This is a genomic window from Ignavibacteria bacterium, assembly GCA_016873775.1.
GTDB lineage: Bacteria > Bacteroidota > Ignavibacteria > UBA10030 > F1-140-MAGs086 > JAGXRH01.
Genome location: VGWC01000024.1, coordinates 1 through 23,771 on the forward strand (window position 1 = coordinate 1; position 23,771 = coordinate 23,771).

12 protein-coding genes and 1 tRNA gene are annotated in these 23,771 nt (G+C 37.8%); 1 reads left to right on the forward strand and 12 read right to left on the reverse strand.

What is annotated here, in order from left to right; translation table 11 throughout:
- From FJ218_05110 to FJ218_05160, 11 genes are all read right to left on the reverse strand, one after another.
- On the reverse strand, positions 1–700 hold a 700-nt coding region (locus FJ218_05110), incomplete at its 3' end, for a DUF115 domain-containing protein (protein ID MBM4166286.1).
- Positions 701–703: 3 nt separating this feature from the next.
- Positions 704–2,155 carry a hypothetical protein gene (locus FJ218_05115; GenBank protein ID MBM4166287.1) on the reverse strand — a complete coding sequence of 484 codons (1,452 nt, stop codon included), beginning with the start codon at positions 2,153–2,155 and terminating at the stop codon, positions 704–706.
- Positions 2,142–2,879 carry an SDR family oxidoreductase gene (locus FJ218_05120; GenBank protein ID MBM4166288.1) on the reverse strand — a complete coding sequence of 246 codons (738 nt, stop codon included), beginning with the start codon at positions 2,877–2,879 and terminating at the stop codon, positions 2,142–2,144. Before FJ218_05120 ends, FJ218_05115 begins: the two co-directional genes overlap by 14 nt.
- A gap of 14 nt (positions 2,880–2,893) precedes the next feature.
- A complete protein-coding gene (locus tag FJ218_05125; protein ID MBM4166289.1) occupies positions 2,894–3,796 on the reverse strand; it encodes a phosphoglycerate dehydrogenase in 903 nt (300 codons plus the stop codon).
- Between the two features lie 34 nt (positions 3,797–3,830).
- Positions 3,831–4,532 carry an acylneuraminate cytidylyltransferase family protein gene (locus FJ218_05130; protein ID MBM4166290.1) on the reverse strand — a complete coding sequence of 234 codons (702 nt, stop codon included), beginning with the start codon at positions 4,530–4,532 and terminating at the stop codon, positions 3,831–3,833.
- A gap of 4 nt (positions 4,533–4,536) precedes the next feature.
- Positions 4,537–5,487 (reverse strand): glycosyltransferase family 2 protein, encoded by a 951-nt coding sequence (locus FJ218_05135; protein ID MBM4166291.1) that lies wholly within the window; start codon positions 5,485–5,487, stop codon positions 4,537–4,539.
- On the reverse strand, positions 5,484–6,386 hold the full coding sequence (locus tag FJ218_05140) for a hypothetical protein (protein MBM4166292.1): 903 nt from the start codon (positions 6,384–6,386) through the stop codon (positions 5,484–5,486). Before FJ218_05140 ends, FJ218_05135 begins: the two co-directional genes overlap by 4 nt.
- A 43-nt stretch (positions 6,387–6,429) precedes the next feature.
- Entirely contained in the window at positions 6,430–7,587 is a 1,158-nt protein-coding gene (gmd, locus tag FJ218_05145; protein MBM4166293.1) for a GDP-mannose 4,6-dehydratase, read from the reverse strand.
- Between the two features lie 28 nt (positions 7,588–7,615).
- A complete protein-coding gene (locus FJ218_05150; GenBank protein MBM4166294.1) occupies positions 7,616–8,641 on the reverse strand; it encodes a hypothetical protein in 1,026 nt (341 codons plus the stop codon).
- Positions 8,642–11,440 carry a sugar transporter gene (locus FJ218_05155; GenBank protein ID MBM4166295.1) on the reverse strand — a complete coding sequence of 933 codons (2,799 nt, stop codon included), beginning with the start codon at positions 11,438–11,440 and terminating at the stop codon, positions 8,642–8,644.
- Positions 11,404–11,493 (reverse strand) — tRNA-Ser (locus FJ218_05160). Before FJ218_05160 ends, FJ218_05155 begins: the two co-directional genes overlap by 37 nt.
- A gap of 228 nt (positions 11,494–11,721) precedes the next feature.
- Between FJ218_05160 and bshC the strand changes: the two genes are divergently transcribed.
- On the forward strand, positions 11,722–13,362 hold the full coding sequence (gene bshC / locus FJ218_05165) for a bacillithiol biosynthesis cysteine-adding enzyme BshC (GenBank protein ID MBM4166296.1): 1,641 nt from the start codon (positions 11,722–11,724) through the stop codon (positions 13,360–13,362).
- Between the two features lie 57 nt (positions 13,363–13,419).
- Here bshC and FJ218_05170 read toward each other — a convergent pair whose 3' ends face one another.
- The gene (locus FJ218_05170) at positions 13,420–23,703 is read right to left on the reverse strand and encodes a hypothetical protein (GenBank protein MBM4166297.1); all 10,284 of its coding nucleotides are present in this window, start codon (positions 23,701–23,703) and stop codon (positions 13,420–13,422) included.
- Positions 23,704–23,771: the final 68 nt, after the last annotated feature.

A 23,771-nucleotide genomic window follows, 5' to 3' on the forward strand; every position in this document is an offset into this window, starting at 1 on the left:
TATACGAACGCTCCATCCGTTCAACGTTTGGGTCGTGCCAACGATATCCTTTACCAAAATAATTCGGATGAACATGATTGACGTCATCTTTCTCAGAAGTAATGACAAAGTTTTCACTTTTTTCCGATACCGTATAATTGTGGTCAAAACCAATAAGGTAAATCGGGTTACAACCTAAATAAAATGCCAACTGAAGATTCAAGAAACTTACGGTACCGCCCCAAAAAACTTTTTCTGAAAAATCATTACTGAATTGTGGAAACGGTTTATAGTCGCGAATAAAGTTTATCATTATCGTGTGTTTGTCTTTTTTCAAACAATAAGAAAGATCCAAGGGAAATATTTTTGAAGTATTTTGAATAGCATTCAATTCGATTGCTCTATCTTCAGCAACCAAATTATCTTCAACAGTAAGAAACGTAGGAATGAAACCCATTTCTTCCCAAATTAAATACTGCGCATTGCTTGCAATGGTAATTTCATTTTTCAATAACGAAAGTTCACAACGTTTCAAACTTGGACCATTTCCCATTACAAAGCAACGACAATGTTGGAATTTATTTTTCAACGACAATAATTCTTTTTGGTTTTCTTTTCCAATTGGTGATTTCCGCCAAATACTTTTCTTAATATAATTTTTTGATTTTGCATACTCCCTATGCATACGGTTTATTGCACGGATTACAACGTTTTTGCCCATCGGTTAAAACTGAAAAACAAGTATTGTTACACTGTACAAGAGAAGTACGAAAAATGCGATTGCTGATGTCTTTGATTCATATTGGAAGAATGACAATTGATATTCACGGTACGAATGTTTCGCCGCATACCAACTGTAAAATCCGACATTTCCGACTATCATTCCGAGCGGAAACGCATAAACACCCAATGAAGTAAACGTAAATATTACAACAGCAATGTTTATGATTCCTGCAATTCCGTTCGCAATATGCCAGATTATTTGGTTCGTTGTACTGTATAGTTGTATATGCATTGCTCCGTATCGTTCGGCAAAAAAAACAATTCCTAATAAAATCCATAAAAGCATATCAATATTTTTTACGTTGCTGCCAATCACTTCGAGTACCTGATTGATATAAATTCCCGTTACAACAAATCCGGCAACAAAAATCAAGTATGAAAATTTCATCCCCTGTGCGGCTATACGAATTTGTTCGTCTTTCTTTCTTTCGGAATACAATCGCGCCAACAATGGTAATTTACTGTAGAACGGTGCTTGACAAAATAAATTTATTGTTTGTATCAAACGAAGCGAAACAAGATAGCGAGCAACTTCATACGTTGAACCGATTTGCGCAAATACTAATCCTGTTGCATAGACTAATCCGTGCGATGTCATAACGCCGATTCCGCTTCTCCACGAACTTGTCCATACAGAATTGAAAATTTCCTTATCAATTTTTTTCTCTTTGAATTGTAAAAATCTTTTGTTTTCTACATTTCTGCAAAGCACGTAATTTCGAAGTACTGCGACAATAGACCAAAATTGTTTTGAAAGAACAAGCGCTAATAATGTTCCTCCCAAAAACAATACAAACAAACTTGTTAGTAACGATGCAAGAGAAGTAATTGTTTCCCATCTTCGAAGCGTTGCTATTTGATTCACTCCCTGTAAATAACCACTATACACATTCCCGTAAAATGCAAAACCTGTAGTTACAATGATTCCTATCCAAGAAACCCAAACATTCAAATCGTTTTGCAATAATGAAGCGGGTTTCAATATTGTCCATGTTCCAAATGTCGCAAGAATAATTACTGAAAAAATTGAAAGTCGAAAATAAACGACTCGCATCGTTGCAACAATATTCAGTATCAAATTCCAATTCGGCAAATATGAAATTTTCTTTTCTTCTACACCAACATCGTTGATAGAATTCGCTCCTCCCATTGCGTAAGAAATAACTCGCACAAATGTTGGATTAAATCCCATATCGGCAAGCATTTGAATGGCGATTATTGAACTAAAAAGATACCAAAGTACAATCTCTTCGGAAGGGAGTCGTGTTAGTACAAGAGGTAAAACAATGATGAAATACAGCGTTTGAGATGCATAACTCCCAAGTGTATTGAATGTTGGAGAATGATAGAGCGAGAGAAGTTGTTTATGGAAAAGTGTTTTAATTTGGGTCATGTAATCTTGAACTAATTCCTCCATCAACATTCACTACCGTTCCTGTAATGAAACTCGCTCGCTCCGATGCAAGAAAGAGAGCAACATTCGCAATCTCTTCCGGTTCTGCAATTCTCCCCAATGGATGTTTTTGTGAAAGTTCGTCGAATGATTTTTCTTTCTTTAGAAAACTGTCAAGTAACATTGGTGTAGCAGTTGCAGCGGGAGCAATTGCATTTACTCGCACTCTCGAACCAAGTTCCACTGCTAATGCTTTCGTCAATCCGATAAGTGCGGCTTTACTTGTTGCGTACATTACAAATTCAGGTTTTGTTAACATAGAATGAATACTTGCAATATTGATGACGGAACCATTTGCCATTTCCAATTCCGACAGTAATTTTTGCGCCAACAAAAAAGGCGCAAGGACATTCACATTCAACGTGCTATGAAATTCACTGCGTTTTATTTTTTCTATTCTCCGAAGAATTTGAACTGCTGCGTTATTGAGTAATACTGAAAGTCCGTTTCCCTCCAACGATTTGATTATCTCCCGAATAATATTATCCCGATAACTTTTTTGCGCACAAAAATTATGTAAATCGAAACGAAAAATTTCGTCATATTCTTTATGAGTAATTTTTTTAACATCTGAAGCAATTACTCTATATCCTGATTTCTTAAATGTTCTGCAAAGCGCTGTACCTATACCTCCTTCTGCACCAGTAATCAATACGTTTTTCACGCGAATTAGTTTTCTTAGTTATGTAAAAATTGAAAAAGTATATCTATTGCGCGCTCGCTCGTCCGTTGCACTGCTTCTATCGTATTAGAACTGTTGTGCGAACCCAATATACATCGTTCAAATTTCCGCAATTGTGAATCCAACAGCAACGGTTCGTTTTCATAAACATCCAGCGCAGCAGAATGTACTAGTTCGCTTTCCAGCGCTTCTACCAAAACAGTTTCTTTTATAAGTTGTCCGCGAGCAACGTTGATGATGCGCACACCATGTTTTATTTTCTTTATGGAATCTTCGTCAAGCATATATTTATTCTGCCGAGTGAGCGAACACGCAAAGATGATAAAGTCCATGAGTTCTAATTGTTGAGGCCAAATACACACAGGAAGTTCACCAATATCTGAATCCTCAACATAGAACGGGTCATACACATAAACTTCCATTTCTGATGCAATAAGTCTTCGCGCAATGTTTTTACCGATATCACCGAAACCAACGAGCGCAGCGTTTTTCCCTGCAAGTGAAACTCCGGCTGGTTTTACCCAATGCCCCGCTCGAATTTGTCGGTCAATAAAAAACGTATTTCGCGCAAGTGCAGTAACGTATGACATCGCAATATCTGCAACTTCTTTTCCGAACATATTTGGAGTATTGGTAACAGGAATTCCTAACTCACGTGCTGCATCAAAATCAACATTATCAACACCAATTCCCCACTTGACTGCGGCTTTGAGTGCTCCTTTTTTTCCTGCGGCAAAAACATTTTTCGTCGCCGCATCATCTCCGATTATCCATCCGTCATAATCGGGAACAACGTTTATCAATTCTTCTTCAGAGAGCATTTGTTTCACTAATGGACAAAAATAATCCGCATTGAATTTTTCAAACGCATCCTGAAACAAATCAATTTGTTGAATCATCGGAGGACATGTTACCAATATTTTATATTTGTTGTTACTCGTTTGTTCCATTTCGATTTGTTTGAGCAATAGTTTCTGCCAAATTCCATCCTTCGATATCATCAATATCTATTGATTCGTTTCGAGGCGTTTCAAACAGCATCGGTTTAGTTCCGATTCTTGCTTTCGTTGATTCAAATCCGTCTTTCGTAAAAAGATACAAGTTTGAATTTTCTTCATACCACGGTTCAAGGTCTTGTGTTCTTATAAGATTTTTCGGGTCGTGATTTATCGGCGTACAATCTTGTTTGTAAAAACGGCTTTGAAATTTATTAACCGTAAACAGCGAATCAATTTCATTACTATTTTTTTTCTGAATGAATATTTCAAGCGCATTCCGAATGGTAGAAGTTGAAAGCAACGGATTTGTTGTATGCGTCATTACGTAAATTTCAGAGCGAATATTTGCAATATCGTCTTCAATAATGTTATTCATACTGACAAAATCGCCACAAAGTTCTTTTTTTCTTTCCCGCAACAATATACGCCCGTCGCTTTTCGTGCCGAATGAATGGAGAATTTCGTGCGCATCGGTATTGATGACGACCATATCAATTTCTCTCATTGTTACAAGTTTATCCAACATCCATTGATATAGTGGTTTCCCGCAAAATTCACGAAAGTTTTTATTTTTAACTCGTTCGCTATGCGCTTTCATCGGAAGTAAAGCAACAATCTTTAGTATTTGCTTTTGCATGCAATTATTTCCGTTCGGTTATTGATTTTACATCATTATTTTTTAAAAGTATCGCCGGCTTTCTAGGGTAGTAAAACGTAACTATCATTTCGTGCGTAAGCGGCGATTGCATTTTCAATCCTTTGTAAGTTCCTAAATATTGATAGTATCGCATCATAACAATTTCACAAACATTTTTTAAAAATACTTGGTGTTTCAACGCTCTTCCCCAATCTAAAAAAGTATTGGACAGAAAAAGAAACAAAAATTTCAAAAAACTCATTTGCGAATCGGGGAAAATTTTTTTAAGCGCAACCGCTTCGCGCATATATCTGTTCAGAATTTGTTTTGGATGTTCTTCGTGAATATGAATGATTGTCGCTTCTGCATTATATGCAATGCGATACTGTTGTTTCTGCGCCCACTTCGCCCATTCAATATCTTCTAACCCGGAAAGTGTTTCATCGTACTTATGCTGAAGCCATAACTCTCGCCGGATAGCAGCATTTGCGTTGTTGCAATACGGAATGCTCTGATTGAAATTCGATATCGCTGGAAATTGTTTGAGAAAAATCTGATGCTCGGAAAATTTTGTTACTTCATTTCCGATTTGACGACCATACACCAAAGCGACATTGGAATTTTCAAACGGTTTCACTAATTGCTCAATCCAATCACTTTGAACAGGAATTATGTGCGCGCTCGCTATGACAAAAAAATCTCCGGTAGCAACGGTGCATCCTTGATTTAAAGAATATCCGAATGTAAATTCCTCCGGAGTTATCGTAACTACGGTAACAGAAAATTTTTTTGCAATTTCTACCGTATTATCCGTTGAACCCGAATCAACGATAATGATTTCTTTATTGAGCCATGTTTGCTGAAATATTTTCTCAAGTAAATTTCCAATGTGTTTTTCTTCGTTGTAACATCGAATGATGATTGAAACTTTTCGGGATGAGAGCGTATCACTCATTGTTGCGTAATTTCGACTTCAACAGTGAATGTCTTTTTTTCAAACGCATTCAGTATTGCACAATTTCCCATAGTTTTAGCAACGCTCATATCTTTAGGATAATTCGTGCAAGGTTCGAGAACTACCGTGTAGTAATTTCTCCATCCACCGTAAGATAGAAACAACCAACAGTACGGAAAAACACTCAATGGAAAATGAATGTTGAATGTTTGTTTTGAAACGCTTTTATAAATTCCGCAAATTCCTTTAGGCATATCAATAACATAAATAAATTCCTGTAATGTATTTTCGCGAATGGGGATAATACTTACATCTGCTGTTGTTCCATCTTGCATTGTAACAATTGGCCAATCAAATTCTTTTGCTTCACCAATTATTTTGCTGAATTGAATATCCACTGGAATAATTTTTCCACCGGGTAATATTATTCTGTCCCCTTCTTGAATATTCATCGCAGGGTGCAATTTCAATAAATACGAAAAATCAACATTTCCAGTATTCTCCAAAGTATATTCAATGGAAAATTTTGGAGTGTGATGTTGCAAAATGATTCTCTTTTCAAAAACTGCCGGAACGGTAACGCAATTTTTTCGCAAATGAATTACGTTCGATGAATATTCAACGATATCAAATCGAGCATCCCAGAGTTCTCCGTGGTCAAGTAAATTTCTTCCTTCGAAAAAACATGGCGCATCATTCGGAAATAATTCTTCGAAACCACCACACCAAATATCATCATATACCCGCTCTTTGCCCGCGCTTTCAATCATTCTGGATGCGTCATAGTGAATCCAATCAAGTTGAGTACGAACATCTTTTATTTCTTTAATGTTTCCTCCTCTGATTGCATCAACTTTCAGCGATAAAAAATCGGAACACAAAATCAAATCTTTATTCATTGTTCAGAGTTTAGAAAATTATTCTTTGAAAAGTAAATGAGATTTACCCGACTTCTTTTTGTATTTGATTATGGAGTGCAAAATTATTTGTCGTCCAATCCAAACCGTGTTTCTTAAGAATTGAGGAGCCTTCGTTCAACGTGTTTAATCCGCATTGCTTCATGTCAAAATCCATCATTATTTTTACGAGTTCTGAAAATCGAAAACGCGGTTCCCATCCAAGTTGTTTTTTGGCTTTCGAAATATCTGCGAGTAAATAATCAACTTCAGTGGGGCGGAAATATTTTGCATCGGTTTCTATAATTGACATTCCAGTATTGAGCACCGTACTCCATTGTTGTTGAAAACTTTTTACGAACGCTTTTCTTTCAACGCCAACTCCTTTCCAATCAAGTTCTATTCCAATGTAATGAAATGCTAGGTCTAAAAATTCTTTGACTGAATGACTTTCGCCAGTTCCTACAACATAATCGTCAGGAAAATCCTGCTGTAACATAAGCCACATCATTTCAACATATTCTGGAGCAAATCCCCAATCGCGTTTTGCATCAATATTGCCAATAAAAAGTTTATGTTGTTTTCCGGAAAGAATATGTGCAATCGCTCGAGTGATTTTTCGCGTAACAAATGTTTCACCGCGACGTGGACTTTCGTGATTGAATAAAATTCCATTGCACGCAAACAAATTATACGCGTCGCGATAATTGACAGTCATCCAGTATGCAAAAACTTTCGCAATTGCATACGGGCTTTGAGGTTGAAAATGCGTTTGCTCATTATGTGGAGGAGGAGCCGAACCAAACATTTCCGAAGATGACGCTTGATAAAATTTTGCTTTTGAGTTGCATCGCCGCATTGCTTCCAAAATACGAGTCGTACCTAAACCGGTAATATTACCGGTATATTCAGGCATTTCAAACGATACTCGAACGTGACTTTGCGACCCAAGATGATACACTTCATCGGGCTCAATGTTGAACATTATTTCTGTTATCAATCCGGGATCTGATAAATCTCCGTAATGCAGAAACAAATTCGTTGTCGTTTCGTGAGAATCAGCATAGATATGGTCAATGCGCTGAGTATTGAATGAACTTGCTCGACGAATTATTCCATGCACTTGGTAATTTTTATGCAACAATAATTCAGTTAGATATGAACCGTCTTGTCCGGTAATTCCGGTAATTAGTGCTTTCTTCAAATGAAAGTATAAAGTAAAATGAAAAAAATTATTTCAATACGAAGAATATTCGTTCGCGAAATGTTTCCCGATACTCGCGATAATAAAAATAGAAACCGCTAGTAAAAAATGTACAAAACACAACGACAAGCGTAATGAGAATGCGGCGCGGTTTGAATTTTTTCGCCGGTGGTTTTGCCGCATCCAAAACGTTGATAACGGGAGTATTTTTTATCACTTCGAGTTTTATTAGTTCTAATTGTGTTCGGAGTTCGATAAACACCGCTTGATTCAGTTCTACCGTGCGACGCAAACGCGCTTCTTCCAGCAACAACAGCGGTGAATCGAGTATTTTTCTGTTTTGTTCGCGAAACATTCGTAATTCTTCTTCTGATTTTTTTAAATCGTCATTGACTTGATTACTACGCTCCTCGACAAAAGATAATTGCTCGCTCGCTTGTGTTTTTTTTACATAACGATTGTAATACCCTAAATTTTCGGCTAGTAAATTTGCAACTTCTGCCGATAAATTTGCATCGTCGGGAATACTTGCCGAAATCGTAATGAGGGATGTTTTTCTATCAACGTTCGCTTCAACGACATCCTGCTCCATCACTTTCAACGCTTTCTGCATCGTTTCTTCATACCAACCGGTTTCGGAAGAATCAAATTCAAAACCTAAAAACTCGAGCAACGGTACAGAATCGGGAAATTGGTTCGTTGCATATTTTCTGAGCAATATCGGTTCCAATAATCTTCGGCTTAAAACGATATCGGGATACATTAAAATTTCTTCTTCTTTTAATCCTAATCCGCTCGCTAAACCGGAGAGGTTTCCAGCCAACGCGTTCAACGATGCATTATCTTCAATTTTAGGAAGTAGCGTCGTTGTCGCTTTGAATACCGGCGAAGCAATAAACAACAAATATAAAACGGTGATTATTCCAACGGCAAACGTTATTTGAAATATTCTTTTCCAGTGTCGAAAAATAATTGAAACAAACGCACGCAACGTAAATACGTTGTGTTGTTCTTCTGAATCTTTCACCGATTGTTCCACTGCAATAAAAAATATTTATTTCGTTACTTGAGTAATTAAGAATACAAGTGTCGCTGCGCTCGAGAGAATTGCAAACACATCTTTTATTGTTTCGCCAAGGTCAACAGGTTTTATTTCTTGAACAATTGCCGTTTCCTTTTTTACATAAATAGTTGAGCCATCGGGAACTTCCGGGTCAAATTCGTACCAATCTATACGTTCCGATTCTCCCGTCGGTTTTGATAATATGACAATTTCAACGCTATCAGTTTCTCCTCCCGCGCGCTCAATATAATCTCCCACATCATCACCTTCGATAAAACTAAAAAGTCCAGGATTATTCACTTCACCAACAACGCGAACAGCATTGGGTTTCCTTGGAATAATAATATCATCTCCCGGAAGTAAGTTTACGTTATGATTTTCCTCTTGTTCAAAATATGCTTTTTCGAAATCTGTAATAATTCGAATATTGTTACGCATTAACATTGCTCCACCCAAATACGCAATTGAAGTTGGTCCGTCGGCGCGCTCTATAATTTTTGAAAGTCGCTCTCCTTTATGCTGTAATGAATATTCTCCAGGATGTAACACTTCTCCTTTGATTGTTACGTTTTCATGAAAATAAAAATTGGGATTTCTCCGAATGAAAACATTGTCGCGATGCCGTAACTGAAAACCCTTCCCTGTTTCTAATGACGCCAAATCTTGTGTGAGTTTTGGAAATAATAAAATTACGATGGAATCTCCTGGAAGTCCGTTGGGGTCTAATCGTGCAACATCGGCTTCAGTCAAATCCGCTTCTTCGGTAAATCCGCCGGCTTCTAAAATCAAACTCTGCAAATCAAGATTTGTACGCCATGCATATTTCCCGGGTTTTTTTACTTCGCCTGAGATCATCACAAATTTATCTTGAATCTCTTTAACATATACATCGTACAATATAACTTCATCACTTGGCAACAACGGAATTGTGAACGTTGAATCTTTCAATAATTTTTCCAACGAAAACGGAATAATGCGTCGGGTTATTTTATCTTCATTCAAACGATAAATATCAGCGCGTTCAAGAAATGTTTTCTTTTGAAATTCTGTATCCAGCAATCCACCGGCTCGAAAGATTAAATCATACAACGTTATGCTATCGTGGTACGGAATTGTTTGAGGAAATTTCACGTGTCCGGAAATTTTCAGCGATTTCGGATATTCTACTTCAAGGAGCGAATACACAATAATTTTATCTCGCTCAAACAATGGAATATTTTCATCTGTATCGCCTGCAAGTACTTTTTCTAAATCTACAGTGAAGAACACTCGCGTTGAATCTTCTCGTATTCTTTCAATATCCGCTTTCTTTAAATACGCTTCAGGTCGTGTCCCTTCTGCAGCCGTGAGTAAATCGTACAGCGTTCGTATTTTTCCTAATTCATACTTTCCCGGGCGCCACACGGAACCTTCGATGGTTACATAATTTCTTTTTTCAGAAAGTACAGAAAAAACGTGGACTTCATCAGCATCATACAAATAAATTGTTTTTCCAGTTTTATTTACAATAGAAGATAAATCAATATCAACTATTATTCTGTCTTCTTCGCTACTTTTTCGTTCAGAGAATGGAATTATTCTATCAATTTGTGCTTTTGAAATATACGCCGTTGATTTAAGTCCGCCGGCAAACTGAACCAACGCTTCTAAATGTTCATTTTCTTGAAGTTCGTAAATAGATGCGCGCTTTACTTCTCCATAGATTGCGATTGTTTTTCCACGAATAGGTACAAAAATTACATCATTGTTTTGCAACCGAACATCATTGGATTTATCTCCGCGCAACAAATAATCATACAAATCAACGACGGCAATTACTTTGTTTTCGCGCAACACCTTGACATTGCGCAAACTTCCTCTTATCGTAGGACCTCCTACACTATACAACGCGTTAAATACTGTTGCAAAACTGTTTATTGTATATCCTCCGGGACGTGCAATTTCTCCCATAACAAACACACGAATTGGACGTAGTTTCGCAATTGTTACATCGAGAAACACTGTTGGTGGTTCTGTTGATAATCCCGAATAATATTTTGAAAGTTGTTTCTTCAACTTTTCTTCCAAATTGCGCAATGGAATTCCGGTTACAGAAAGTTGTCCAACGTTTGGAATAAATATTCGTCCTTCGCGGTCTACTGACAATTCGTACTGAAATTCCGCTTGTCCCCAAACAGATAGCCGAATGATATCATCCGCTCCTAATAAATATCCAGGGTCAATCGGTCCAATCGAAGACGGTTCAAATGCCGCTGGTATATTCTTAAAAATTTCATATCCGAAGTATTCCAATCCGTGTGTACCTTTCGGCACTTCCGATATATCCGGTGGCAATCCTTTGGGAATATCTATCACTTCTTTTGTTGGCGGAGTTGTATCCTGAAGCGTTACACCGGAAGTTTGCGCAGGAGGAACATTTTGAGTCGCATGCTGCTGTGGTTGGAATTTACTGATGTCAAGATTATTTTCTTTAGCAAATTGAATTGCTTCACTTTCAGAAACACCGGATTCTTCCAATTTCTTTCTTATTTCTTCCGGAGACATTGTATTGAATACTCCCTTTTTGGCTAGTTCCACTAATTTTTGTTTCGATTGCGATGAAACAATATGAATTGAAACGAAATTTAAAAAGAAGAAGAATTGTAAGAAAAATAAAAGTTTTACTGTTTTCACATTTACTATGTTATATATTGATAAACATTTCACTGACAATTTTTTTTCACCGCTTGTATCGCAAAAGTACGCATAAAACATTGCGGAGAGGGTGGGATTCGAACCCACGGTCCACATAAGCGGACAACGGTTTTCGAGACCGTCCGATTCAACCGCTCTCGCACCTCTCCTATGAATATGATAAAGTAAATATTTCAGTACGTACCGTAAATAATAATTTTTTTTACAAAAAATCTGGGTGAAGATAACAAAAATTCTCTGTGCAGTAAAGATTGAGAATAGGAATGAAATAAAAAAAATATTCGTTACAGAATTATTTTTTCCGCTACTGCATCTACTCAAATTCAATCATAGTAGCAAATCTTTCTTATATTATTTACAAATAAATTTAGAACAATATGTTTTCTATTGACTTTCGTGAACTCAATGCAAACGCTGAATTCTTTTCGCATCTGTTCACAACGTATCTCTATAATTTTTCAACAGTTACAAAATTCTTTTCCGGTGATTTTCATTCCACGGAATCAATAATTGAAAAAACGAATGCAATTCGTTTTCAACAAACGGAACGAGAAATTCTCGTCAACGTTTTGTTGGAACAGGCGAGCGAATTTCATTCTCTTGAACAATCTCAAAAGAATATCGAATTGTTGAACGATGAAAACACATTTGCAATCGTTACCGGTCAACAAGTGGGAATATTCGGAGGACCGTTGTACACGTTGTATAAAGCAATCACAACAATCAAACTTGCTTCGATTTTTCAAGAACAATATCCCGACAAAAATTTTGTTCCTGTGTTTTGGATGGAAGGCGAAGACCACGATTTGAACGAAGCAAATAACGTTACGCTCATCAATGCAGAACAGAAAATAGAATCATTCCGATATTTTCCGGGAGGAATTCCCAGCAACGAAAAACATGGAGCCGTTGGTGAAACGATATTCGATTTCTTTTTCAATGAAATGAAATCACGTTTGTTCCAATCACTTCCGCAAACAGAATTTACCGAATCGGTGATTTCGCTTTTTTCTGATTGTTATCGCGATGGTGTTTCATTCAACGTTGCGTTTGCACGGTTGCTAAATGCACTTCTAGGCGATAGCGGAATAGTTTTTTTGTATCCAAACGATAAAAGATTGAAGCACATTGTTTCAAATATTTACAAGAAAGAATTACAAGAATATCCTCGAACATCGCAACTCGTTATTGAACAAAGTGCTGAACTGGAGCAACAATTTGAGGCGCAAGTAAAATCGCGGGCGATAAATCTTTTTCTCTTGTATCACAACGGAAGATATGCCATTGAACCAATAGAAAACGGTTTTCATTTGAAAGGAACGCATAAATATTTTTCGCAGCAAGAACTTTTTTCTTTGCTCGAAGATGCACCGGAAAAATTTTCTCCGAATGTTGTTCTACGTCCAATTTGTCAGGATACATTGTTGCCAACTGTAGCATACGTCGCAGGTCCGTCTGAAATTGCATACTTCGCTCAGTTCAAGTTCGTGTATGAGTACTTTAATATTCCTATGCCGATAATTTTTCCTCGCACAAGCGTTACTCTTGTAGAACCTCGTGTAGCGCGAGCAATGGAAAAATATAATTTACGCATCGCAGATTTTTTTTCTAAAAAAGATGTATTGATTCAAAATGTAGCACAACGCATCTCGGAGTTTTCAGCAATGGAAATTTTTTCCGAAACAGAAAACGTACTGCAATCGCAATTGGAGAGACTGCAACTGCAACTTTCTGCAATAGATACAACACTTGTCGCGGCATTGGGAACGGCAAAAAATAAAATATTGTATCAACTCACTTCCCTGAAAGAACGCACGCTTGCGTCACAACAAAAAAAATATCAGTCAAGGTTGCAACAATTGGAAAAATCATTGCATACTATATTCCCGAATGAATCGTTGCAAGAACGCGAATTAAACGTGTTGTATTTCTTGAACAAATACGGAATGCAAATATTGGAAAAATTAAAAGAGGAAATACGAATTGATGTATTCGAACATCAATTCCTTTCTGTGTAAACGTTGAAACGGCAGAAATAAAAAAAGCGATTTCGCATAAAATCGCTTTTTTGTTTTTTATTTGATAAGCGTTAATTTTCTTGTTTGCACAAGAGTATTTTCTTTATTTCCATCATCGTCAACGGGTTCAACAGTTAAACGATAAAAATAAATCCCCGAAGATAAATGTTCAGCAAAAACATCCGTATCCCATTCTCCTTCATCAAAATACTCATTGTGGAAAAGCGTTAAGACTTCTTGTCCAAGGATATTATATACTTTCAAAGTTACATACGCATTTTGTGGAAGAGTAAATTGAATACGTGTTGATGCGTTAAACGGATTAGGATAGTTTTGAAACAGCGATAATTCTGAAGGAACAACCGAAGTAGTATAAAAATCTGTTCGCGTTGTGGTTTTGGTAGGATTGGCGAACAAGAAATCTACTTCACTTAAACGCTTCGCACCTTTGAGTTTCAACGGTATAATAGTAATCGTATCACTCGGATCCGGAACATCATAAAACGCTTCATTGATTTTTTCAATAGCTTCTGCTACTTCAATATAAAATTCAGGATAAGTGAATTGTCCGTGAGAACCAAACCCTCTGTAATACGTAAGCGTACTATCAACAAATCCGGGAATCAATCCACCTCCAAGCATTGGTGTTCCGCCGATTTCATTGATTGTTCTTCCATTCAACAAATGTATATTTGCACCACCTTCATTGAAAATTAAATTTCCGAAATTTTGAGGAGTAACAGAATTATTGCTTGCCGCAATATTCAATTTTAAAACAGCCAATTCTCCAACAAGTCTGTTGTTGTATTTATCTTGTTTGGGATTTTTTAAGCCCTTTGTAAATGCTTTTCCACTTTTAACATCGAACATTCTTTCGTTCGTTGTTTGCGGTAAGTATTTTCCAATGTTGTTTCCCTTGTTAAAAATAATCCATCCATATTTTTTTGCACTATCTTTAATTGTTTGTTCTACGCCAATGATCATCGGGCGTTTCACTGGTTTCTTCGGAAATTGGAGAGCGAATGCAGTATCGCGAATATTTGCATCCGTATGCGTTGGTAAAGGTTTGTTCTTTTTGAATTTCATTTTTCCCGCTTTCGCATTTATTGTCGAAGATACTTGCTTGAGTGTTCGAAACATTCCCGAATCTGCGTTCGAACTTACGAATGCAACTCTGGAAACTTGTCCGCCGGAAAGTAATACTATTTGAATGATAGTATCTGCTCCATTCACTTTTATACCATCTTTATAATACCCAAATCTTCTCCATCCAACGGAATCTGTAGCCAAAGCAAAATACGTTCCGTTCATTAAATTCGGAACCACTAACTCCGTATCCGAAACTACATTTCCCAACAATTGTCCCGTAGGTGAGTCTTTCCGTAGACTTAAACTCCAAGGATACGCTTCCATCATAGTATCGTTCGAGAAATTATTGTCTCGGTCAATAAGATGTTTTATGTAAATCGAATTGAAATGCGTGTTGATAAAATCTATTTGTATTGTATCGCCATTACTAATCGAGAAAGTTTTTTGTCTTGTCGTATCAGAAAAATCTGCGCCTTCGAACGTGTATCCGATTTGTTTCCAACTTAAACTATCAGATTCGGTTGCAATGTATGTTCCGTTGGAAAGGTCGCTAACAATGAGTTGGTCGGAATTTGTTACTTCACCAACTAAACTATCTGCATCCACTGCACCTTTAAATAATCGAAGGTGCCATGGTTTTGTTGTTCTATCGCTAATAGAATTGATATTCCCGTCTGTATCTTGAATTTTTCTTACAACAATTGTATTCGAGACGTAAACAAGAAAATCGAGCGTAATTTGTTGACCATTAAACGCATTAAACGTCGCGCGCAAAGGACGTTGCGATGATGTTATCGTATCGGAAGAATCACCTGTTGTTACGATATATCCTAAAAAGTTCCATCCTGTGCTATCTTCTGCTTCGCCGACGTAGGTATAATCTTCCAATAATGAATCCGTTAACTGTAAGATATTTTTACCATCACGACGTGGATTAAAAACAACAAATCCTTTGAACAATTTCAATTCCCACGGAATATATGTTCTATCATTTGTTGTAGAAATATTTCCATCGGAATCTTTCATCATTCGAATAGTAACTTTGCTTGGATGAAATGCAGCAAATTCAACTGTACGTGTGTTCTGTGTCGAAAGCGCAACTTGAACTGTATTGATCGTGTTCTTCTTTAATACGCCATTATCACGATACGCTTTTCGAATCCATCCGGAACTATCCGTAGAAATTGCAAAGTACGATGTGTTTTCAAGTAATGAATCCGTCCAGATTAACGTATCAGAATAATTTCCAGCAACGACTAAACCGTTTGCCGTTCCTTGACGAACAAGTAAATGCCAATTTGCTGGAACCCAATCATTAGTAGTTGTATCTATGCCATCTGTATCGCGCCACATTCGCACGTTGATTCTTTTCGGTTGAAGTTGAACGCTTGAAGCACTGATGCGTCTCAGAGGAATTTCGCCAACTACAACGGTAATTGCATTAGCGCTTGGATCTTGAACTCCACCTAATAAATTCCACGTTGCTCCGTTATCAGTCGAGTTCCATAATCGGAGCGTGTTTTCCTGATGTTGTGGAGTAAGTTCATTTTCGCTGTATTTAAATTCTATTGTTCCATTCCAAAGCGACGTTGATTGCGAAACAATATCGAAGTAACGTTTGATGGTTTTATTTCCGCTAAATCTTCCATTGCCGCTGAGTTCCGTGCCTGTGTACCGCGTAACAGTGGTATTATTTCCCGGTTGGTCATTCGCAGTTATTTTCAAACCGATATTTCCGAACGATTCTGATACATTAATTGAACGAGTCGTTTGTATAACACCATTGACAACGAAACTTCCCGATTCATACAATGTGCCCGAACTTCCTAAAATTAACACATTACCGTTCGTTTCGATTTTTCCGGAAATCAAACTGAGAATTCCGTTCACTGTTCCGTTATTCGAGAGTGTGATTCCCTGAGAATTAATGATGTAGAGATTATTGAACGAAAAAATGCCCGTGATAGATTGCGCAGTAGTTCCGTTCAAGATAAACGATGATGTGTTTGCATTGAATGTTCCTCCTGAAAAAATTAAATTTCCTTTTATCGTATCGCTTGTTGAACCTGAGTTAAACGTTGTTCCTGCGTTCATAGTAAAATTGCCGTTGACAATCAAATTTCCTGAGAGTGATTTCGTTCCGCTTCCTGCAATAACAACATTTTGAAATGTTGAACGAGAGATTGTTTGCGTCGTTGTTCCGTCAAACGTTATTGTGCTTCCGTTTGTCGTTACAAATGAACCGCTATTGCTCCAATTCCCTTGAACAGAAATGGAAAGCGTTCCGCCGTTCACCGTTTTTCCATTGTTGATTGTTACATCATAAAACTTGAATGTTCCGTTGGGCGTTGATGAAAGTTGCGTCGTTCCGTCAAATATAACTGCTCCGGAATTGCTGTTGAATTGCGCATTGGAATCAACTGAAAAATTTCCTTTGATAGTTATATTTCCGCTGTTGCTTTTTGTGCTTCCTGTAATTCGCAAATGATTGTATGTTCCCGCAGGAATCACAGATGACGTAGAAGAAAACCAAACAGTGTTCGTTGTATTCGCCGTCGTAGTCAGCGTTCCAAGATTGGTAATTCCTCCTCGTATCTCCAGTGTCGCATTTGCCGCTAATGTTACGTTCACACCGGAACTAATATTGACGTTTGTTACAATCGGCGAACCAGAAACCACACTTGAACTATTGAACGACGTTGCGCCGATAACATACAGTGAACCAGAAACATTTAGCGAATCTGTTATGACAAGTCCCGAAGAATCAACAATTGTACCTGTAACAAATAGTTTTTTAAATTGAGGAGCAGAAGTTCCGCTTATTGTTTTTGAAGTACCGTTTAACGTAACCGTTCCGCTACTCATCAACGTTCCGTAATTGATTATTTTCCCAGAAATTGTTACAACATACGTTCTCATTGATAAATTTTGTGAAGAACTAATAGTAAGATTTCCAATGTTGAATTGATACGAACCGGAAGCATCGAGCATTGAAATTCCATCTGCAATCAATGTTCCCGTTGCGTTCAGTATTCCTTTGTTTCTGAAATTGCCTCTTAAGACGATGGTATTGCCGTTGTCATTCAATGTTGTTCCTGTTCCAATTTCAATCGAATCCAACGTAAGCGAACCAACGATTATTTTAGAAGAACCTCCGGAAACAATGAGTTTACTGTATGTTGCTGTGGAAATATTTTGTGGCAATGTGCTGTTGTAATCAATCGTATTCGGTTTATTTGTTGTTGCATCGAACGTTCCGTTGTTTGTCAATGTTCCGAAAATTCCCAGAACTGCACCGGAATTCATTCGTAATGTTTTTCCTGCAACAATAGTAACGTTGTTCAACGATACATTTCCTGCAACGAATGACGGAGTTCCGCTAAACAAAACTGTTCCCGAATTTGGAACAATCGTTCCTGTACTGTTCAACGTACCGAAAACGTTCAGTTTACCATTATCCAAAAACGTAAGATTTCCAGCAACATAAATTCCTCCGCAAAAAAGAGAATCGGAACCAGAAATTGTTGCACTCGAACCTAACGGAATATATACGCTGTCTCCTGCTTGCGGCACTCCTGCAGGATTCCACGATTCATTGATGTTCCAATTCCCATTTGCTTGCGTGAAAATTTTCAGTGATGAAGACGAAATTGCAAACATCGTTTGCATATTGGAAAGTGCAACATTAGATAATGAAAGCGAATCGCTCGCAGGAAAAATTATACTTGTTGCTTCCCGCGACCACGACGAACCGTTATTCGTGCTTCTCCAAAGTTTCAACGTAGATTCTGTTTGATTATTTAACTCTTGCGACTCTTTGTATTTCATTCCAAACGAAATACTCGATACAACGTTTGTAGAAGTAATCATGTAATATCGCAACACAATTTGACTGCTCGAAAAACCATTTGGAACAAGTTTGCGAATTGAAACTACTGTTGTTCCCGAAGGAGTTGGTGCAGAATTAGCAATAACTGTTGCTCCAATTCCACCAAAGGTGAAAGGAACTCCTTGTAACGAAATGTCTTCTGTTTTTTGAATTTTTCCTGTCAAATATCCGCTTCCGGTTTCTGTTAAAGTTCCCAAAAGTGTAATCACGGAAAGTGTATCAACAGCAAGTACTGTTGCATTATTAACTGAAAGGTTATTAAAAACTGTATTCCCAGCAAATTCGATAGTTCCGCTTTTGGAAAATAAAAATGTACCATTGTTTGGCGTTAGTGTTCCGTTATTCGTCCAATTTCCTTTTACTGTATGCGTAAAATTTCCCGCCGTAAAATGCGAGCCGTTTCCGATAAAACAATTTCCGTTGATGTTCAATACTCCGCTTGCAGTTTTTATTCCTGTTTCTACAAAAGAAACATTGAAAAAATTCGATTGCCCAATTGTTTGGTCAAACGTTCCGTTAAAAACAATTGTACTTCCAGTATCAGAAAAGGTTCCGTTGTTCGTCCAGTTTCCCGATACGGAATCTATAAATGCATTGGATTTAAAAGTAACGCCGTTTGTTATGACAACATTCCCTTTAATGACTAACACACCAGTTGCAGTTTTTGTACCGTTTCCAGCAAAGGTTACATTTCCAAACGCGCTTGCAGAAATTGATTGTGAAGAACCGTTGAACGTTACTGTTCCACTTAGGTTAGAAAACGTTCCGTTGTTTTGCCAATTTCCGGAAACAGAAACTACATTGTTCCCCGCATTGACGATAGAATTTAAACCAATCGAAACGTTGGAGTTAATCGCCATCGTACTGTTTATTGTCTTCGTTCCGTTTCCCTGAAAAGAAATATTATAGTACGTTCCTCCCGAAATTATTTGATTTGTTCCGTTGAAAGTAAATTGACCGTTGGAAATTAACGTTCCGTTATTGTTTATCCAATCTCCGCGCACAGTATGAGAATATGTTGATGCATTCAATGTTATGCCGGAATTATTTGTTAATGAACCGTTGAAAACAAGATTTCCTAATGCTGTTTTTGTTCCACTGTTAGAAAAAACAACGTTGTGAAATGTTGTTGCACTCACATTTTGATTCGTTCCCGCAAATTCCACAGTTCCTGTTCCTGAGGTAAATGTTCCGCTGTTATTCCACTGTCCAAAAACTTTCAACGTATCGGCATTCGACGCAACAAGTATTCCTGCAATATTGATACTACTGGTAGAAGTAGGATATCCGTTGGGAATTGTACACGTTCTTCCAGATGGAATAAAAATACTATCGGTGGAAGTTGGAATTCCTGCAGGACTCCAAGATGTGCTATCGTTCCAATTTCCCGATGCAACAGCAAACACTCGAACATCAGTTGAAGAAATTGCCCACGTAGATAAACTTGAAACACCACTTAATGAAACAGTATCATTTGCTGTGTTCACAACAGAAGTTATTTGCCGCTGCCACGAAACAAATCCACTCGGTCGTTTCCAAAGTTTCAACGATGATTCAGTTTGTCCGTTAAGTTCCGCTGCATCATCTTTATACGTTAACTTCAAGGAAACATTTAATCCGGAATTTGTCTCTGGAGTAATTTCAAAAAAACGTTTTACGGCTTGATCTAATCCCGAAGGAGTTGTTCCTGTTGTTCGCACAATAGTCGTTGTTCCCGGTGACGTTCCCGCATAATTCAACACCACGCCAATATTTCCAAAAGCATAATCCGTACTTTCGTTACTGAGTGTTTGTGAATATTTTATTTTCCCGGAAAGATATCCCTGTTCGAAAAAAATACCCATTGCTGAAAATCGAAGAGTATCGTTCACTCCCATAGAAATGATTGTTCCGTTTGCAATCGTAACGTTATGAACATCGGTATTTCCGGTAAATGTTGCAGTTCCGACTTTATTAAAAACAAGTGATGACGAATTGGGAGTGAACGTTCCTGCATTCGACCAATTTCCTGTTACAGTAATAGTTCCGTTTCCTATTGCAGAAACTGAAGCGTTTGTTTGAATCGCAAAATTATTTCCAACAGAATACGACTCGCCGACAAAATACTTTATTCCGCTTCCCGTAAAACTTACATTGTAAAAAATGCTCGAATACAACGATTCCGCCGATGAACCATTAAAAACAACTGTTGAAGTATTCGTAGTGAAGGTTCCAAAATTTTTCCAATGTCGCCCAACAGTAATCGTGCTTCCGTTTGCAATAAATGTTCCGCTAAAAAGTGAAAAATCTCTCGACGCGGTTATCGCATAGTTCGAAGTATGCGTTGTAAAAATTCCCGAAGAAATAGTTATATCATTTGCAACGGAAATATCGCCGCCGAGCGTTGCAGTTCCGCTCGCTTTATTGAATATAACGTTGTTAAAATTTGATGCGCTGATGCTTTGGGAAAGTGTACTGTCAAATTGCGTTGTTCCCGTTGTCGTGAAAGTTCCGGATTTTGACCAGTTTCCACGCACTTGCAATGTTTTTCCGCCATCATTCAATGTTCCGTCTATTATCAACGAACCGAATTTCAACGTTCCGGAACCGGATATTGTTGAGGCGCCGGAAAATTTTGTTGTACCAACACCAACATACGCTCCGTTTGCAATGAGATTCCCGTTCAATGTTGTCGTAATGGAATTCGAATTTTCAACAAAACTTGCTCCGGTATTGATGGTAAGATTTCCACCGATAGTGCAGTTGCCTGTTGAAGTTTTATCCCCGCTTCCCGATAATGTTACGTGAAAAAATGTTGTTCCTTGAAATGTTTGCGCTCCTGATTTAGTGAATACAACAGTAGAATTTCCAACATTAAACGTTCCGCTATTGCTCCAGTTTCCTCCAACATATATCGAACTATTTCCAGCATTGATTGTTCCTGAACTTGCATTCGAAAACGATTGCGATACAACGAACGCTTGATTATTGGTATTCAATGTTCCCGAAATCAACGAAAACGTATTCGTAACAGAATCTATTCCTCCAAAGGAAACTGTTCCGCTTGATTTATTGATAACAAGCGTTCCGAATTTGGCGGCATTGATTGTTTGCGTGAGCGTGCTATCAATGTATACAGTATCGGAAGAAACAAATGTTCCTTGATTCGTCCAATCGCCGCGAAGAGAAATTGTTTTGCTATTCGTGTTTAACGAGCTTGATGGTGAAATAAGAACATTTCCAAACTTGAACACTCCGCTTCCAATGAGTGAGGTTGAACCGCTAAATACAATTGTTCCTGTGCCATAATACGATGAAGAGTTATCAATGTTTCCACTTACTGTATCGGATTTTCCACCGTCGTTAAACCCTCCATTTCCGGATATCGTCATTAAACCGATTACTTTTAATCCACTTGTTGCACCGGTTTTTAATCCGTTCCCGGAAAAAGTCAAATTGTAAAACGATGTTCCTTCAAGAAATTGGGATGATGAACCATTGAACGTAACCGTAGAAGTTCCTGAAGAAAAAATACCTGAACGACTCCAGTTTCTTCCGACAGAAATCGAACTTGCATTTGCTTGAAATGTTCCGGAGGTAATACTAACATCTCTCGTAATAGCGACAGAAAAATTACTTCCCGTAGAAAAGATACCATTCGTCAAAATAAAATCATTTGCTATTGTAATATTTCCGTTCAGTGTTACTGTACTTGTAGATTTATTGATAACAACATTATTGAAATTTGACTCGCCGATGGTTTGAGCGAGCGTACTATCAAATTGTGTTGTTCCGCTACTCGTGAATGTTCCGTTGTTTGTCCAATTCCCGCGCACTTGTAGCGTTTTTCCTGCATCAAAAAGAGAACCAGTAATAACAACAGAACCAAATTTTAAAACTCCTGCTCCTGAAAGAGAAGTAGAACCGCTAAAAACAACCGTTCCTATTCCCAAAAATGTACCACTCACTGTTACATTTCCTTTGAGAGAATCAACATTAGAAGAAAGAGAATCCGAAAACGTAACTGAAGAACTAACCGTAAAATTCTTCTTTATCGTCATATTTCCGACAGCAGTTTTATTACCGCTTCCGCTTAAATTCATTGTTCCGTACGAATATCCCGGAATGCGTTGGTCAAGATTTCCGTAGAGTTCAACAGTTGAAGTTGAATCAAAGAAATAATTAGGAAAATTTTTTGGAAAATTATCTGCGCCGGAAAATCGAAATGTAGAACTTCCATAAACAGAAAATGAATCGGTAAGCGGCGCACCGCTACTCGTTCTATTTGCCGTGAACGTGGATATATCCAATGTTCCGCTGATAACGAGTAACTTCGCATTATTTATGGAAATATTATTCGCCAACTGAACACTTCCGGATGTTTTATTGATTTTTAAATTTTTAAATTGGGTTTGCGTTGCACCACTTATCGTTTGAGTTCCAGTTCCGTTAAACTCAACAATATTCCCCGAAGCAATGGAATATGTACCATCATTTGTCCAGTTGCCGAAAATTCTATGCGTTCGGTTTGAGCCGCCGGAAAATGTAACACCGGAATTGATGGTAATGCTTCCATTAATGGTAATTGATTCCGATGCAGTTTTTGTTCCGCTGCCGGAAAAAACAACATTGCCATAGTTTTTATTATATATTGTTTGCGTCGTTCCGTTATATTCAACTGTGCTTAACGAATGAAGTGTGTTTGTCTGATAATTTGCTGGAAATGAATTGGATGCGCCGATTTTCAGATACGCTCCGCTTGCAAGAAAAAAAGTTCCTCCTGATGCGGACGTTCTATCCATTCGATATGCGCCAAGGTCAATTGTCCCCGAAGAATCTGTCCAATTCGATTGTACGGGACAATCAACATACAGCGTAACAATTCCTGAAGATTTGTTGACGACAAAATTATCAAACGTAGATGATGAACCTATGACATCTTGATTTCCCGCTCCAAAAAATCTTAATGTACTCAATCCAGCAATTCCTGGAATAAAAACGCCGTTGTTTGTCCAATTTCCTCCAACGTTTATCGTACCGCCTCCGCCGGTAAATCCGAATGTTCCGTTCGATTCAATACCTCGCGCAACCGATAGTACTTTCCCATTGTTGATAAGAAGCGAATCTCCATAAAATTCAGGGTCTATAACAAGAGCGGCGCATACAGCGCTTGAAGATGAAATCTCAACTCTTATTGCGTCCGAACCGTTTTTATCAATTATTACGCTATCGGACGAAGTCGGAATTCCCGAAGGATTCCAAATCGTCGGCGTACTCCATTCGCCGGAAGCAATAGCGCGTTTTACTACGGACAAGGAATCCGCAGTTACGAAAAACAGTAAAATAGTTAGCAGGGTAAAAGAGATTTTTAAACGTGTTCTCATATTTCTTTTGAAAAATAGGTTCATATTAAAAACACACCACGTCCATTGAAAGTACAATGGACGCGGTT